The sequence below is a fragment of the Pseudomonas sp. OV546 genome, from assembly GCF_900116845.1.
GTDB lineage: Bacteria > Pseudomonadota > Gammaproteobacteria > Pseudomonadales > Pseudomonadaceae > Aquipseudomonas > Aquipseudomonas petroselini.
The window spans coordinates 50,243-65,662 of sequence record NZ_FPCE01000022.1 but is presented as its reverse complement, the minus strand read 5'-3'; the positions used below and the strand labels follow the sequence as shown (position 1 = coordinate 65,662).

Annotated in this window: 13 protein-coding genes; 3 read left to right on the top strand and 10 right to left on the bottom strand. The window is 64.3% G+C overall.

The window, feature by feature from the left end; translation table 11 throughout:
- Positions 1-558: 558 nt before the first annotated feature.
- From BM403_RS30050 to BM403_RS30010, 9 genes are all read right to left on the bottom strand, one after another.
- Positions 559-1,494 (bottom strand): bifunctional 5,10-methylenetetrahydrofolate dehydrogenase/5,10-methenyltetrahydrofolate cyclohydrolase, encoded by a 936-nt coding sequence (locus BM403_RS30050; protein WP_175538121.1) that lies wholly within the window; start codon positions 1,492-1,494, stop codon positions 559-561.
- Positions 1,495-1,567: 73 nt separating this feature from the next.
- A complete protein-coding gene (locus BM403_RS30045; RefSeq protein WP_093546757.1) occupies positions 1,568-3,247 on the bottom strand; it encodes an APC family permease in 1,680 nt (559 codons plus the stop codon).
- 74 nt (positions 3,248-3,321) lie between these two features.
- Positions 3,322-5,631 carry a trimethylamine N-oxide demethylase gene (locus BM403_RS30040; protein WP_093546766.1) on the bottom strand — a complete coding sequence of 770 codons (2,310 nt, stop codon included), beginning with the start codon at positions 5,629-5,631 and terminating at the stop codon, positions 3,322-3,324.
- A gap of 2 nt (positions 5,632-5,633) precedes the next feature.
- Positions 5,634-7,001, bottom strand: coding sequence for an NAD(P)-binding domain-containing protein (locus tag BM403_RS30035; RefSeq protein ID WP_046035762.1), 1,368 nt, complete (start codon positions 6,999-7,001; stop codon positions 5,634-5,636).
- Positions 7,002-7,021: 20 nt separating this feature from the next.
- The gene (gene purU / locus BM403_RS30030) at positions 7,022-7,888 is read right to left on the bottom strand and encodes a formyltetrahydrofolate deformylase (protein ID WP_065872252.1); all 867 of its coding nucleotides are present in this window, start codon (positions 7,886-7,888) and stop codon (positions 7,022-7,024) included.
- A 30-nt stretch (positions 7,889-7,918) separates the two neighbouring features.
- Positions 7,919-9,049 (bottom strand): aminomethyl transferase family protein, encoded by a 1,131-nt coding sequence (locus BM403_RS30025; protein WP_046035761.1) that lies wholly within the window; start codon positions 9,047-9,049, stop codon positions 7,919-7,921.
- A 30-nt stretch (positions 9,050-9,079) separates the two neighbouring features.
- On the bottom strand, positions 9,080-10,096 hold the full coding sequence (locus BM403_RS30020; protein ID WP_093546754.1) for a heme-dependent oxidative N-demethylase family protein: 1,017 nt from the start codon (positions 10,094-10,096) through the stop codon (positions 9,080-9,082).
- A gap of 11 nt (positions 10,097-10,107) precedes the next feature.
- Positions 10,108-11,037 carry a PDR/VanB family oxidoreductase gene (locus BM403_RS30015; protein WP_093546751.1) on the bottom strand — a complete coding sequence of 310 codons (930 nt, stop codon included), beginning with the start codon at positions 11,035-11,037 and terminating at the stop codon, positions 10,108-10,110.
- Positions 11,034-11,480 carry a dimethylamine monooxygenase subunit DmmA family protein gene (locus BM403_RS30010; RefSeq protein WP_012723562.1) on the bottom strand — a complete coding sequence of 149 codons (447 nt, stop codon included), beginning with the start codon at positions 11,478-11,480 and terminating at the stop codon, positions 11,034-11,036. The genes BM403_RS30015 and BM403_RS30010 overlap by 4 nt, the downstream gene beginning before the upstream one ends.
- A gap of 250 nt (positions 11,481-11,730) precedes the next feature.
- Between BM403_RS30010 and BM403_RS30005 the strand changes: the two genes are divergently transcribed.
- Genes BM403_RS30005 through BM403_RS29995 form a run of 3 tightly spaced genes read left to right on the top strand, consistent with a single transcriptional unit; the run spans position 11,731 to position 14,146 of the window.
- Entirely contained in the window at positions 11,731-12,777 is a 1,047-nt protein-coding gene (locus tag BM403_RS30005; RefSeq protein WP_093546763.1) for an ATP-binding protein, read from the top strand.
- The gene (locus BM403_RS30000; protein WP_046035758.1) at positions 12,746-13,405 is read left to right on the top strand and encodes a response regulator; all 660 of its coding nucleotides are present in this window, start codon (positions 12,746-12,748) and stop codon (positions 13,403-13,405) included. Before BM403_RS30005 ends, BM403_RS30000 begins: the two co-directional genes overlap by 32 nt.
- Positions 13,406-14,146, top strand: a complete 741-nt coding sequence (locus BM403_RS29995) for a PAS domain-containing protein (protein WP_093546748.1) — start codon at positions 13,406-13,408, stop codon at positions 14,144-14,146.
- A 114-nt stretch (positions 14,147-14,260) separates the two neighbouring features.
- Here the strand turns inward: BM403_RS29995 and BM403_RS29990 are convergent, their stop codons facing one another.
- Positions 14,261-15,415 (bottom strand): ABC transporter ATP-binding protein, encoded by a 1,155-nt coding sequence (locus BM403_RS29990; protein ID WP_012723566.1) that lies wholly within the window; start codon positions 15,413-15,415, stop codon positions 14,261-14,263.
- Between the last annotated feature and the right edge of the window lie 5 nt (positions 15,416-15,420).

Genomic DNA, 15,420 nt, shown 5'->3' with positions numbered 1-15,420 from the left:
TAACGGTTAGACCGCGATCCAAATGTGGGAGGGGGCTTGCCCCCGATAGCGGTGTGTCAGTCGATTCATCAGGTGACTGATTCAGCGCCATCGGGGCCTCGGTATCTACACCACTCTGGGTATGGCGCTGAACCTGTGGCGAGGGAGCTTGCTCCCGCTGGCGGCCTGACAGCCGACCAGGATGCTGGAGTGGAATGAGTACATATCCGTTGCTGCGGTAACGGCTGCTTATGGTTTCGCTCTTACAGCGACTCACTTTTGGAGAGGCCCAAAAGTAAGCAAAAAGCCTTCGCCCCACCACTCGGCACCTCGCCCAGGCTCGGTGTGCCCGTAATCCGACATTGATTTGGGGGGCCGCCGCCACGCGCCATCCATGGCGCGGGGCGGCTAAACCGGCATCCCTGCCGGTTTACCCCCCCAAATCAATGTCGAATTCCGGCCAGCGTGGTTGACGGGGCGCCTGAGATCAAGATCAAGAGCTAAAGCAAGATCAAGGGCGGCTCGCTTCGCATCGTGGTTACCGTTGTGGATACCTATGAGCCGACAGCGGTCTGTCAGTCAGCTTGGTTGTAGCTGAGCCACGACCATCGGGGGCGAGCTCCCTCCCTCATTTGCCTTGCTGCGTTGCAGCTGGCTCGCCACCAGGGTGTTTTTCAGCAAGTAAGCTATTGTCATCGGGCCCACACCGCCGGGCACTGGCGTGATCGCGCTGGCCACGGTGCGTGCGCTGGCGTAATCCACATCCCCCACCAACCGCGTGCCGGTCTCGGTCGTGATGCGGTTGATGCCCACATCGATCACCACTGCGCCGGGCTTGAGCCAACGGGCATCGATCAACTGGGGTCGGCCCACGGCGGCGACGACGATGTCGCCCAAGCGGCACAACGCCGGTGCATCGACGCTGCGCGAGTGCACCACGCTGACCGAGCAGTGGGCTTGCAACAGCAAGGTCGCCATGGGCTTGCCGACAATGTTCGAACGACCGATCACCACCGCGTGCAAGCCGCTCAAGTCGCCGCAGGTTTCGTGCAGCAGGCGCATGCAGCCGCTGGGTGTGCAGGGCGTGAGCACCTCGATGCCTTGCACCAGGCCGCCGACGTTTTCGCGGTGGAAGCCATCCACATCCTTGATCGGGTCGATCGCGTGGATCACCGCCGCTTCGTCGATCTGCGCCGGCAGCGGCAATTGCACCAGGATGCCGTTGACCGATGTGTCGGCATTCAACTGGGCAAGCAGGTCCAGCACCTGCGTCTGGCTGGCATCCTCCGGCAGCCGGTATTCCAGGGAGCGAATCCCGACGTCCTTGGCCCGCAGCAGTTTATTGCGCACGTAGACGTGGCTGGCCGGGTCGTCGCCCACCAGCAATACTGCCAGGGCCGGGTAGATCTGCTGTGAGGCAAGCAGCAGGACCTCTTCGCGAACCTCATCGAGCACCCGCGCAGAGATGGCCTTGCCGTCAATATCGCGGGCAAGCGTGGGGAGAGAACTGGTCAAAAGCGTCACCGTTGTCTGGGGAATCAAGGCGCTGAGGGATAAGAATCCCTCAGCCATAGGCAGGCCAGAAGGCTCAGGCTACCAGTTGATGGCAGGCATACACCACCAGCACACCGGCGACCAGCGTGGCATAGGGCAGCCAGCCGGCGCGGCGTTGGCCGTCATCGGCCTGGATATACAGGTCAGTGAGCATGGCGGCGGGGAAGTGGCCCTTGTCCTGCACATAGTGGCGGTAGCAGAACACCGGCAGGATCAGCAGCGCCAGTAACAAACCGGTGACCAGCGTGCCCGCGCCCCAGATGTCCGCGCCCAGGCCCATGCAGGCCAGGTTGACGAAACTCAGCACGCCGCCGGCCGCCAGCAGCACGGTGGGGGCCTTGTACGGGCGCACCCAGTCGGGGCGGTCAAGGCGGTGGATCCAGCCGGCATTGAGGTTGAGGAAGTTGAAGATGATGTAGCTGACGTTTGACGCCGCAAGCACGAATACATAGTCCGACATCAGCAACAGCAGCAGGTTGAACGACAGGTCGGTCCACATCGCCGCCGTCGGCGCGCCATGTTCGTTGGTGCGCCCCAGGTACTTGGGCAGCCAACCGTCCACCGACGCCTGGTACAACGTTCGCGACGAGCCGGACATCGAGGTCATGATCGCCAACAACGTCGCCAGCACCAGCATGATCAATACGATATTGGCCACCACCTTGCCGCCGCCGATGCTGTCGGCCATCACCTGGCCAACGCCCATGCCGCTGTAGATCGCCGGCGAGAGCAGGCCGCTGTACACCGCGGGCGTGACGACTGCGCCGCTGGCGTCGAGCACCGCTGGCGTCACCAGTTGCCCCAGCCCGAGGCTGCCTTGAAACGCCAGCGGCACCAGGGTGAACACCAGGATGCACAGCAGGCCGGCGTAGAAGATCGCCTTGAAGGTGTCGCGCTTGGGGTCCTTGAATTCGCGGGTGTAGCACACCGCCGTTTCAAAGCCGTAGGTGGACCACGCCGCCATGAACAGCCCGCCAGCCATCAATGACCAGCCGGACATATCCCATGGCCCATCGATGACTTGCCCGGCTGCGTCATGGGCCAAGGGGTACAGCGGCAGGAAGTTGGCCTGGGTCGCATCCCCGGTGAACAACGGCACCACGCCCACCAGCAGCAGCGGAATCAACGAGGTGACGCCGAGCACCAGGGTCAGCCGTGCCGAGCGCAGGATGCCGCCGTGCTGCACGGCAAACACCGTGAGCAAAATCAACAAACCAATGGCGAACGTCGCGTTGATGCGCAACGACAGACCGCTTTTCACCCAGCCCAGGTCCAGCAGGGTCAGTTGCCAGGTGTTGATCAACGCATCGGCGGGAAACAGCGCCGTGAGGATATACCCCGCCGCCAGCCCCGAACCGATGGACAGCACCGGTGACCAAGCCAGCCAGTTGCACCACACCGACACCGGTGCGATCAGCTTGCTGTAGCGCACCCAGGCTACCGCGCCGTACACCGAGGCGCCGCCGGATTTGTGCGGGAACAGCCCCGCGATCTCGGCGTAGGTGAAGGCCTGGATAAACCCGAACAGGATCGACACGATCCACACGATCCACGCCGGTTTGCCCACCGTGGCGGCAATCGCACCGATGGAGAACAGCACCAGCGCGGGTACGCCACTGGCGACCCAGAATGCCCCGCGCCAATCGATCTTGCGGTGCAGGCTGCCCACCGAGCCGGCAGCCTGCGGTACAGCCTCGAACGTCGTCGCTTCCATCTTCGTATTCCCATGTCTGAATAGCGGTTAGGTTGGGGCAGTCAAAATGCGCTGGCACTCCCGTTTCGGGACGATCAGCTGCGCACCCGGCTTTTGTCCGGGTCGTAGAAAATCGCGGCGCTGACCGTGGCGCTGATGCGCTTCTGCAGGCCATCGACTTTGCCGATCTCAAGTTCAGTGCCGGGCTCGGCGCAGCTCACGTCGACCCGGCACAGCGCGATATTGCTGGCCAGCAGCGGTGAGCGGCAGGCACTGGTGATCACCCCGACCTGGGCGCGGCCCTGGTACACCGGGTCGCCGTGGTGGGCGACCTCGTTGCCGCTCAGGTGCAGGCCGACCAGTTTGTGGCTGGGGTGGGCGCTGCGCCGTAGCAGGGCGTCGCGACCGATAAAGTCATCCGTCTTGCTCTTGAGCGGCACGCTGAAACCGATACCGGCCTCGAACGGATCGGTCTGGTCGCTGAACTCGTAGCCGGCGAAAATCAGCCCGGCTTCGATGCGCAGCAGGTCCAGGGCTTCCAGGCCCAGGGGCACCAGGCCCAAGGGTTGGCCGAGTTGCCAGATGCGGTCCCAGACCTGTACGGCGTCTTCGGGCTGGCACCACACCTCAAAGCCCAGTTCGCCGGTGTAGCCGGTGCGCGAAATCATCAACGGGCAGCCGTCGAAACCGTCCAGCCGACCGACTAGGAAGCGAAACCAGCCGAGGGTTTCCACACTCGATTGCGTGGGCGGGGTCCAGACCATCTGCTTGAGCAGCTCGCGACTCAGCGGCCCTTGCACCGCCAGGTTGTGAATCTGCTCACTGGCCGACTTGACCCACACCTTCATGCCCAGTTTCTGTGCCTGCTCGCGCAACCACACGCCGGCGTAGTCTTCGCCGCAGATCCAGCGGAAGTTGTCCGGGCCCAGGCGCAGCAGGGTGCCGTCGTCGAGCATGCCGCCGTGGGCGTGACACATTGCCGAATACACCACCTGGCCCACCGCCAGGCGGCGTACGTCGCGAGTCAGGCAGTACTGCAACAGGGCTTCGGCGTCGGGGCCGATGATTTCGAATTTGCGCAGGGCGGTCAGGTCCATCACCGCCACCCGTTCGCGGCAACCGAGGTATTCCTCGGTGACGCCGTAACCGTCGTAGCGCAGTGGCAGCCACCAATTGCAGTAGTCGGTGAAGCTGCCGGTGAGGGCGCGGGTGCGTGAGTGGAACGCGGACTCACGGGTGAGGATCGGGTCGGCATCCGCCGTGGTTCGAGTGCTCATGGCGATGGAAAAACGCTCCTTCTCGCTGTAGATGCGGACATGGATATCGGTCGGGTTCCAGCCGTTGGCCGGGTCAATGTCATCCGGGCACGAGGTACTGCCGCACAGCAGGTCGTTTATGGCCCGCAGCAGCACGTAATCGCCGGGCCGCGACCAGGGTTCATCCAGGGTCATCTGCTGGTGCGCATCGATGCCGGTGTTGAAGAAGAAATTGATCGCCGGCCAGCCGTTGCGCGCCTGCACGCCATGGGGCGCAAGGACGCGGCTGAGGTTGTCGCTGCAGTTGTCGTGCCCGAAATAGCCATGGGTTTCGTAGTAGCGCGCCGCGCAGGCCAGGGCGAATGAATCGTGGCGCCCGACTGTGTCTTGCACCACCTCCAGCATCGGTTGCATACGGCGGTCGAAAAACTTCGAGAACAGCCCCGGTGCCGGATACGCGCTGCCGTTCAGCGTGCGCGTGACGGTCTGGTCCAGGTCCAGTTCCACGCCGCGATCCAGGGCTCGCCGGTCGAGGGCGACGAAGTCCGAACACTGGCGGCCCGCGACGTCCAGCACCTGGATGTACTGCCCCTTGGCGACGGTGTAGCTGTGGGCCGTGCCCGCGCGCAGGGTGAATTCGTCGAGTACATCGCCCAACGGCTCGGGCAGGGCGGGCACCAGCAGCGGCGACGGGTTGGCCCGCGTCACTATCAGGCGCAGCTCGCTGGGCCGGTATTGCCGGTCGACGGCCGTAGCCTCGGCGGGGGCGGCGACAATCACCAGCAGCGCGTCCTCGGCGACAAACTGCCGGCTGTGGCCGGGCGGGCTGTCGGCGTCCCATAGCGAGGCGGCCAGCGGCAATGCCTGTGCGTCGATGCCACGCCGCTGGAGCGCCTGGCCGATACGCCCAGGCACACGGCAAGCCGTTGACGCGTTCAGCCCCCAGCTTGCCAGCGCACTGCGACCGCCAGCGTTGAGGGCCAGCAGTGTGCAGGTTTGCCGGCCTTCGACGTCGATCACATGCAGGCTGTCGCCGGGTTGCAAGTCGACCAGGGTCACACCGCCGGCGGCCACGCGGTAGCGTTCCAGGTTCGGCGCGCGGGCAAACAGCCCGGGCTCTCGGGGATGGGAAACACGGGGCGCATTCATCATCAGCCGACCGACTTGATGGGGGTCGTGGGCTCTCCCAAGTAGGCCGCCATCGAGTCATCCAGGGCCTGCAACCACGGCGTGTGGTGCGGCGGCGACTGGGTGCCGGTCATCAGCGAGCGATAGGACTTGTCGCGATAGCCCATGATGTTTTCCGCCTTGTCGTGCTTCCAGTGCAGAAAGGTTTCGTTGACGGCGGCGATGTCGAAACTCGGGTAGTCGGTGGCGTCCACCAGTTGCTGGATGTAGGCGCCCTGGTACTCGAACATCTGCTGGTTGGTTTCCAGGGCCTGTTCCCGTGCGTGCCACGCTTGGCTGTCGGCGACCATGTCAGCGTGGCCGGGCAGTGGTATGCGCCCGAGGATCACATCGCGGGCATACCAGGCCTGGGCGTCGAACATGTTGAAGGAGTACCACTGGTCCTGCATGCCCAGGTAGATCAGGCGGGGGTTGGGTTCCCAGAACACGCCCTTGTAGAGGTTCATCGGCCACAGGCGGTTGTCGGTCTTGAGGCTCAGTTCGTCCGGCAGGAACGGGAAGTGGTGCTTGTAGCCGGTGCACAGGATCACCGCGTCGATGTGCTTGCTGCTGCCATCGACAAAGTACGCGCGGTTGTTTTCCAGGCGCTGGAGCAGCGGTTTTTCTTCCCAGTTATCCGGCCAGGCATAGCCCATGGGCGCGCTGCGGTAGCAACTGGTGATGCTGCGCGCGCCGTATTTGTAGCATTGCGAGCCGATGTCTTCGGCCGAATAGCTGCTGCCGATAATCAGCAGGTCCTTGTCCTTGAACTCCAGCGCCTCGCGAAAATCGTGGGCATGCAGGATGCGCCCGGCAAACTGTTCGAAGCCTTCGAAGTACGGCACCTTGGGCGTGGAGAAGTGGCCGCAGGCGTTGATCACATAGTCGAATTCTTCGCAGGTCAAGGTGTCGCTGGTGTAGTCGTGGGCGTAGAGGGTGAAGCGCTGGCTCTGTGCATCGAAGGTGACTTGGCGCACCACATTGTTGAAGCGGATGTAGTCGCGCACGCCGGCCTTTTCCACGCGGCCCTTGATGTAGTCCCACAGCACTTCACGCGGCGGGTAGGAACCGATGGGCCGGCCGAAGTGTTCTTCGAAGGTGTAGTCGGCGAACTCCAGGCATTCCTTGGGGCCGTTGGACCACAGGTAGCGGTACATGCTGCCGTGCACCGGCTCGCCGTTCTCGTCGAGGCCGGTGCGCCAGGTGTAGTTCCACATGCCGCCCCAGTCCTGCTGTTTCTCGAAGCACACCAGTTCGGGGATGGCGGCACCTTTGTCGCGGGCCGACTGGAACGCGCGAAGTTGCGCCAGGCCACACGGGCCGGCGCCGATGATTGCAACACGTAGGGTCATGAGCGTGCCTCCTGAAGGGTTCAGCGAAAGATCACTGTCTTGTCCTGGTTGATGAACACCCGGTGTTCCAGGTGGTATTTCAGGGCTTTGGAAAGGGCCACGGTTTCGGTGTCACGGCCGATGGCAACCAGCGAGTCGGGCAAGTGGGTATGGTCGACGCGCTGGATTTCCTGCTCGATGATCGGGCCCTCATCCAGGTCGCTGGTGACGTAGTGGGCGGTGGCGCCGATCAGCTTGACGCCACGGTCATAGGCCTGGTGGTAGGGCTTGGCGCCCTTGAAACCGGGCAGGAACGAGTGGTGGATATTGATCGCCCGGCCCGACAGTTGCTGGCACAGGCCGTCGGACAGGATCTGCATGTAGCGTGCGAGCACCACCAGGTCGGTCTGGGTGTCTTCGACGATGCGCATCAGCTCGGCTTCCTGGCTGGCCTTGGTGTCCTGGGTGATCGGCAGGTAGATGAAACGAATGCCTTCGCGCTCGGCCATCGCCCGCAGGTCCAGGTGGTTGGAGACCACGGCGGTGATGTGCATGTCCATCTCGCCCTTGCGGTGGCGGTAGAGCAGGTCGGTGAGGCAGTGGTCGAACTTGCTGACCATCAGCAGCACGCGGGTCGGTTGGCGTGAGCTGAACAACTGCCAGTGCATGTCGAAGCCACCGGCGAGGTCGCCGAGGCCGTTGCGCAGGGCACCGATATCGCCGCTCACGCCGGTGTTGAAACGGAACACCGCGCGCATGAAAAACTGCCCGGTGAACTCGTCGTCGAACTGCGCCAGCTCGCTGATGTAGCACTGCTGTTGGGCCAGGCACGCGCTGATCGCGGCGACAATCCCGGACGCCGCCGGGCAGGTGATCTTGAGGATGTAATGTTCGCGGGAGGCGTCCATCGAAGGCTCCTGAATTGCGTGAAGGAAGGCTCAGCCCTTGGCCGTGCGCTTGGTTTTTTGCGGGTCGTCGAAGGGCAGGGCGTGGGTGCTGGCGCTGGCCTCAAGGCTGCCGCGTACCTGCAAGGCAATACCGGGTTCTGAGCAGGCGACGCTCATGCGCGCGATGGCCATCGAGCGTTTGCTCAGGCGCGAATACATGCCGCAGGTGATCACGCCGACTTGCTGGTTGCCTTGCCATAAGGTGTCGCCAGCCTCGGCGGCGCGAACGCCCTCAAGCAGCACGCCGGTGATCTTGAAACGCTCCTGGCCGCGCAGGCGCAGGTGTTCTTCGGCGCCACGGAAGGCGTGCTTGCCTGGGGAAACGGTGAAGTCCAGGCCCATTTCCCAGAGGGTGTCGCCGGCCTTCTGGTCGGCGAAGGGGTACATCTGCGAGTTGTCGTAGGGGAAGAACATCAGCGAGCTTTCCACCCGCAACCAGTCCAGGGCGGTGAAGGCGCAGGGGATGATCCCCAGGCTCGCCCCTTGTTCAAGGATGCTGTCCCACAGGAACGGCGCATCGGCGGCCTTGCAGAAAATCTCGTAGCCGCGCTCGCCGGTGTAGCCGGTGCGGGAGATCATCACCGGGCGGTCGAACAGGCGGGTTTGCAGGTGATGGAAGTACGCCAGTTGGCGGATGCCGGGCACGTGTTCGGCGAGGAAATCCACCGCCAACGGACCTTGCAGCGACAGGTCGTGCAGGTCGTCATCGAACAGCACCGCCACTTGCCGGCCCTGGGCCGAGCGCACGAGCATTTCATGCCCGGTGCCGGCGCCATGCACCACCATGAACGCGTTGGGGCCGGTGCGGTAGACGATGCAGTCATCAACGAACTTGCCGTCCTCATCGAGCATCGAGGCGTAGACCGATTTGCCGGGGTAGAGCTTGGCGATGTCGCGGGTGGTGGCCCACTGCAACAGGCTCTCGGCGTGGGGTCCCACGTAGTGGACTTTTTTCAGCCCCGACACGTCCATCAACCCAGCGCGGGTACGGATCGCCTGGTGGTGGTCGGCGAGGTCACTGCTGTAGGTCCAGGCAGTGCCCATGCCGTTCCAGTCTTCGAGGTGGGAGCCGAGGGCGCGGTGCCGCTCGGCCAATGCAGAAATACGCCATGAGTGGGTCATGTGAGGTTCCTTGTCGTAGAAGAGGGGGCGTCAGGCCTGTGGGTCGAACTGGCTCAACCACTCGACCAGCGTGTGGCGGTAGCGGGTCATGCCCTTGTAGTCGGCGATGGGGTCGGGCAGGTCGCGCAGCACGCGGTGCAGGCGACAGCCCCATCCAGGTTGTGTGACCAGCTCGTCCAGGCTGATCAGGTAGGTACGGATGCTGAACATCACCGCGTGGCTGCGCGGCAGGCGCGCCATCACTTGCAGCTCGACCCGCAGGTGTACCTGCTGCCCGACGTTCTCGGCGGTGATCTGGCCGCGATCGGCGCCCCATTCATGGAAGGTTTCCGGCGACGAATCCAGGCGCGGGTTGATGGTCAGGGTCCAGTTCAAGCGCCGTACCGGCTGGCCGACCTGCACGTTGAGCAGGTACTTCAGTGCGCGCTCGAACACGCCCATCTGATGGGCCATGGGCACCGGTGCGTGCCATTGCTTGAAACTCATGCCGGCGTCGAACGCCAACGACCAGTCGGCCGGGCTGGTGACCAGGCCGGCGTCCATGTACAGGTCGCCGTCGCGCTGGTCGAGCAGGGCGAAATCCCCCTGCACTTGGCGGCCGATGTACTCCAGCGGCGCGCAGGGCAGGCTGGTGGCATCGCCGAAGATGAAGGGCTGGTCGATGTCCAGCAGGTGGTTGCGCCACTGCCAGCGCTCGCCGTCTTGCACCAGGCTGAACCACTGCGGGTAGTCGGTAGCCAGGTGCTCCATGATCATCTGCAGTGCATCCCAGGCGGCCACTTGCATGTGTGGCATCACCAGGTAGCGGCGCGGGTCCTTGTCCAACACCAGGGCGCGCTCGGCCATTTCCGAGCGGTAGTGCTCGTCGATGTCGAAGGCGTGCTCATAGATCGAGCCGGGGTCGCGGGAGATGGCCGGTTCGATGTTCACCGAGTACAGGTAGCTGTCCTCGATAAAGGGAAAGGGAAAACGGCGGATCGCTGCCGGGCTGTTGCGAAAACTGAAATCGTCGCGATAGCTCAGCACGGGGCTCGTTTGCAGGGGCATGGCACTCACTCCTATAGGTCCAGCGAAACGCAGGGGCCGCTGCCGCGCGAGACGCAGGGCATCAGAAAGTCGGCCTGCTCGGCCGGGCTGAGGAAGCTGTCACGGTGTTCGATGGCGCCGCCTTGGTGGCGCGTGATGCATTGCCCGCAGACCCCGCCACGGCACAGGTTGGGCACTTGCAGGCCGGCCTGTTCCAGGGCTTCGAGCAGGCTTTGCTCGGCCTCGACCCGCAGTCGTCGGCCGCTGCGCAGCAGGTGCAGGTCGAACGGCTGGCCGGGTTGTGCGCCCTTGAAGGCTTCCGAATGCACGCGCTTGAGCGGCCAGCCGAGGCGTGTGGCGTGTTGCTCAACCGCCTCGAGCAAGGGCTGCGGACCACAGGTGTAGACGTGGCTGCCCAGCGGCCGGTTGTCGAGAATTGTGTTCAGGTCCGGGCGCCGGTCGTAGGCGTGCAGGCGCGGGCCGAGGCGCTGTTGCAGCTCGTCGAGATACGCGTCGCTGAGGCCCCGGCGGAACAGGTAATGCAGTTCGAAGTCGGCCTGCTGTTGTTCCATTGCGGCGATATAGGCCATGAACGGCGTGATCCCGATCCCGGCGGCGATGAGAATATGCAGGCGCGCGGTGCCATGAGGGGCGAACAGATTGGCCGGCGGCGAAATCTGCAAGGTGTCGCCGACCTGCACCTGCCTGTGCAGGTACTGCGAGCCACCGCGCGAGGCGTCTTGCAGGCGCACGGCAATGCGATAGTGCTGGGGGTGCGCCGGGTCGCTGGTGAGTGAATAGGCGTTGCGCACCGTGCCTTCGGCCAGCGGCAGGTGCACCTGCACATGGCTGCCGGGCGAGAAGCCGGGCAGGCTGCCCGTGGCGGGCGTCAGGGTGAATTCGCGAACGACGGGCGTGAGCATGCGTGCTGCGCTGACCTGGACGTTGAGGGCCGCGCTCATGGCTGGAACCCCGCGTAGGGCTGGTCAGGGTTGATGCACACGCCGAGGTACGCCCCCAGGCGCCGGGAAAAATGCGTGCGGACCTCCAGCCCGACGTGGCAGCCGATGCAGTTCAACAGCGGCGCCGGCCCGGCCGCCTGGGTCAGGCCGCAGTGCGCGCAATACACCTGGCGCAGGCCCGGCGTGGTGCAGGTCATGTCGATCTCGTCGTCTTCCAGGCCCGCGGCACGGGCCTCGCCGTGCACACGCCAGATAAAGGCTTCGTCGCCCAGCAGGTAAAGCCGGCAACCCACGGTGGCGCTGGCCAACGCGTGTTGCAGGCGCCGCGCAAAGTCGGGGTGTTCGCCGTTCAACAGCACGGGCATGTGCAGTTCGCTGATGAACGCTGCGCGGGCGGCGGCGGATTGCATCACCACGATGGGGCGGCTGCGGGTAGGCGTCATGCGGGCTCTCCACGGTGCGTTTTTGTTTCCTGTTGGGAGAGATACTTTCCTATGGGGAAAATCTTCTCAATCTGGAAAAAGGGCTATGCCTTTGGAGATAAGCCTTGTGCGCCGGCCATTCGGGGCATGGAAGTTGCTGGGCTTCTTGACCACGCAGAGCAACCGGACGGGGAGTTATCAAAGAGTGCTGACACGACCAAAAGGCTGGCCGCTCTGGTTGGGGCCTGTACGCCCCGAACAGGCGCGCAGCGTGCGCAGGTTGTTGGCCGGGTTGCCCCTGCACGCTGACGGTGCCTTGTCGGGTTTCCTGGACCGTTTCGACGCACTGCTGCCGCCTGCCAGGCTTAACCTGATCCTCGGCGGCGAAGACCTGGGCCCGACGCGGCGAGGGGCGGTCGACGGCTGCCAGGCCGTCGACCGCTGCCCCTGGCGCGACGCCAGCGTGACGGACGCTCCCCAAGCCTGCGGACCTTGCCGGCAAAGGGGCGTGCACCGTCTGGTGTGCGCTTTGCCCGAGGGTGAAAAGGGCGCATTGCTGCTCGACACCCCTCGGCGGGCCGGTGCCAGTTGGCGCCGGATACTGGAGGAGGCGGCGCAGGCGGTGGGCGTGACCGTACGCCTGCGCTGCCACAACCGTGAGCAGCAGCGCAAACAGGCGACTTCCCGCCACGGCGCCCTGGCCCGTGAGCTGCACGATTCGGTGGCGCAGCAGTTGGGCTACCTGTCGTTCCAGGCCCATGGCTTGCAGTCGCAACTGGGCGAGCCGGCCCTGCAGGACCTGTGCACCGGCCTGAGCCAACTGCAACGCCAGGTGCGCGAGCTGATCACCAGTGCGCGCCTGACCATGGACGGGCGCTCGCTGCGCCAGGCCCTGGCCGATTCGGTCGCGGAGTTCTCGCGGCGTTGCATCATTGTCTTCGAACTCGACAACCGCCTGGCCGACGACGCCCTGAGCCCGGAAACCGAATTGCAGATTCTGCAGATCATCCGCGAGGCCCTGACCAACGCAGTGCGGCATTCCCACGCGCGCCACGTGCGGATCGAACTGCGCCAGACCCAGGAGGGCGACGCCTCGGTGTCGGTGGAAGACGATGGTATCGGCTTGATCCCGGCCTGCGACGAGCACAACCATTTCGGCCTGGCGATTATCCGCGAGCGCGCCGCCAGCATCGGTGCACGGCTGAGCATAGAGGCGATCCGCCCGCACGGGGTGCGTGTGCACCTTGGCCTGCGTCGCCACCACGATCTGCCACAGGGGAGTCTCGATGGACTGCACGACCTTATTACTGATCGATGATCACCCGTTGTTTCGCAAGGGCCTGGCGCAGTTGTTCGATGCCAGCGGCGACTTCGAAGTGGTGGGGCAGGCGGCCAGCGGCCGCGAGGGCATCAACCTTGCCGTGAGCCTGACGCCGCAACAGGTGCTGCTGGATTTGCACATGCCTGGCCTCAGCGGTTTGCAGGTACTGGACGAACTGCGCCAGTTGCGCCTGGATTGCCAGGTGGTGGTGCTCACCGCCTCCATGGACCGCGCCGAGTTGCTCACGGCCTTGCGCCTGGGTGCCAGCGGTTATGTGCTCAAGGAAACCGAGCCGGATGCGTTGCTGGCGTATATGCGCAACTGTCACAAGGGCGCGATCGTACTGGACTCGACCCTGATTGCCTTGCTCGCCGACCAGGCTGAGCCGTCGCCGTCGTGCGACCCCATCGACAGCGGCAACCTCACCGAGCGCGAAGGCCAGACCCTGGCGCTGATCGCCGCCGGCATGAGCAATAAACAGATCGGTCGCGAACTGGGGATCAGCGACGGCACGGTGAAAATCTACGTGCGCAGCCTGTTGCAGAAACTCGGCCTGCATTCGCGCCTGGAGCTGGCGGCCTGGGTGCACAGCGGCGCCTTGATGAAACACGAGGAGCGCCACTAGATGAGGGACAGCCCCGAAGCATTTGCGGCGCCGCCCATGGACGTGATGGATTGCTTTCCCGCCGCCTTAGTGCAACTGCGCGACAACGGCCAGATCGCCCACTCCAACCTGGCCTGGGCCGCGTTGATGGGCCCGCACGGCGCGGAGCGTAACCTGATGGACTACGTGCACCAGGAAGACCGCCCGCTATGGCGCCAGGCCTTGAATGAACTGCGCCGCCGCCCCGACACCTCATTCAACCAGCGCCTGCGTTTTGTGCACCCCAGCGGCGAATTGCGCTGGTTTGACATCAGCCTCAAGCGCGGCCCCCAAGGCTTCTACCTGGTGGCCGGTGACGTTACGGCCCACAAACGCCGCGAAATCGCCTTGCAGGCCAGCCAGCGCAGCAGCATGAGTTTGCTCGACAGCATGCCGGGCCTGATCTATCGCGGCCGCAACAACCGCGACTGGACCATGGAATTCGTCAGCGCGGGCTGCCTGCAACTCACCGGCTACCCCGCCGAGCGCCTGGTGGACAACCATGAGTTCACCTACAACAGCCTGATCCTGGCGCAGGATGCCGACTATGTGTGGCGCGAGGTGCAATACGCGCTGTCACGGCAGGAGCCGTTCGAACTCAATTACCAGATTCGCTGCGCGGATCAGTCGATCAAGCAGGTGTGGGAGAAGGGCGTGGGGATTTATGCGGATACCCGTGAGGTGCTGGGGATCGAGGGGGCGATTTTCGAGCGCAAGCTTTAACGGGTAAACGCACTTCAAATGTGGGAGGGGGCTTGCCCCCGATGAGGGAGTGTCAGTGAATGCATCTTTAACTGACACAACGCTATCGGGGGCAAGCCCCCTCCCACATGGGATTCAATGCGCGCCTGCGGCCTTGTTCAGGTCGCTTTCGGCCCACTCCGTATACACACACGCATCCGCCGTCGCCCAGCGCACACGCACCGGGTCGCCGGCCTTGAGCGGCATGCCGGCAGCGGACAGCGCCTTGACCGTCATCGACGTGCCGCCCAGGGTTTTCACGGTGCAGGTCTGGCTTTCGCCGAGGAACAGCACCTCGCCAACAATCGCCGACACTTCATTCCAGCCCGCCGCCAGCGGTTGTTCGGCGGCCTGTTCGACGCTCAGCGCCAAGGCTTTTTCCGGGCGTACCATCAGCAGCACATCCTGCTCGGTGTGCAGCCCGGTGGTCAGGCGGATCGACAGCGCCTGGCCTTCGAACGACGCCACTGCGTTGCCCTGGGCCTTGAGCTTGAGGAAGTTGGAGTTGCCGAGGAACGAGGCGACAAACGCGTTCGGCGGGTTCTGGTAGAGGTCGAAGCCGCTGCCCAGGCCGACGATCTTGCCGTGGCTGAAAATCGCGATGCGCTGGGACAGGCGCATGGCTTCTTCCTGGTCGTGGGTCACGTAGACGATGGTGATGCCCAAGCGCCGGTGCAGCTGGCGCAGTTCGTCTTGCAGGTCTTCACGCAGCTTCTTGTCGAGGGCGCCGAGGGGTTCGTCCATCAACAGGATGCGTGGCTCGTACACCAGCGCGCGGGCGATGGCGACCCGTTGCTGTTGGCCGCCAGATAATTGCGAAGGGCGGCGATGGGCGAACTGTTCCAACTGCACCAGCTTGAGCATGGCGTCGACGCGCTTTTCGCGTTCGGCGCTGGCCAGTTTGCGAATCGCCAGGGGGAAGGCGATGTTGTCGCGTACCGACAAATGCGGGAACAGCGAGTAACGCTGGAACACCATGCCGATGTCGCGCTTGTGCGGCGGCACGTTGACCAGGGATTGGCCGCTGACCAGGATCTCGCCGCTGCTCGGCGTTTCGAAGCCGGCCAGCATGGACAGCGTGGTGCTTTTGCCCGAGCCGCTGGAGCCGAGGAAGGTGAGGAATTCGCCGTCCTGGATGTCCAGCGAGATGTTGTCCACGGCAGCGAATTCACCGTAGTGCTTGTTCAGGTTGCGCAGGCTGACCAGGGGTTGGCCGTGGCTCTGTGCGACATCGTTGATCACTGCACTCATGTTCT

Coding starts and splice junctions, on each gene's coding strand:
- BM403_RS30045 (WP_093546757.1), bottom strand. CDS start 3,247: ATGGAAGCGACGACGTTCGAGGCTGTACCGCAGGCTGCCGGCTCGGTG.
- BM403_RS30040 (WP_093546766.1), bottom strand. CDS start 5,631: ATGAATGCGCCCCGTGTTTCCCATCCCCGAGAGCCCGGGCTGTTTGCC.
- BM403_RS30035 (WP_046035762.1), bottom strand. CDS start 7,001: ATGACCCTACGTGTTGCAATCATCGGCGCCGGCCCGTGTGGCCTGGCG.
- purU (WP_065872252.1), bottom strand. CDS start 7,888: ATGGACGCCTCCCGCGAACATTACATCCTCAAGATCACCTGCCCGGCG.
- BM403_RS30025 (WP_046035761.1), bottom strand. CDS start 9,049: ATGACCCACTCATGGCGTATTTCTGCATTGGCCGAGCGGCACCGCGCC.
- BM403_RS30020 (WP_093546754.1), bottom strand. CDS start 10,096: ATGCCCCTGCAAACGAGCCCCGTGCTGAGCTATCGCGACGATTTCAGT.
- BM403_RS30015 (WP_093546751.1), bottom strand. CDS start 11,037: ATGAGCGCGGCCCTCAACGTCCAGGTCAGCGCAGCACGCATGCTCACG.
- BM403_RS30010 (WP_012723562.1), bottom strand. CDS start 11,480: ATGACGCCTACCCGCAGCCGCCCCATCGTGGTGATGCAATCCGCCGCC.
- BM403_RS30000 (WP_046035758.1), top strand. CDS start 12,746: ATGGACTGCACGACCTTATTACTGATCGATGATCACCCGTTGTTTCGC.
- BM403_RS29995 (WP_093546748.1), top strand. CDS start 13,406: ATGAGGGACAGCCCCGAAGCATTTGCGGCGCCGCCCATGGACGTGATG.
- BM403_RS29990 (WP_012723566.1), bottom strand. CDS start 15,415: ATGAGTGCAGTGATCAACGATGTCGCACAGAGCCACGGCCAACCCCTG.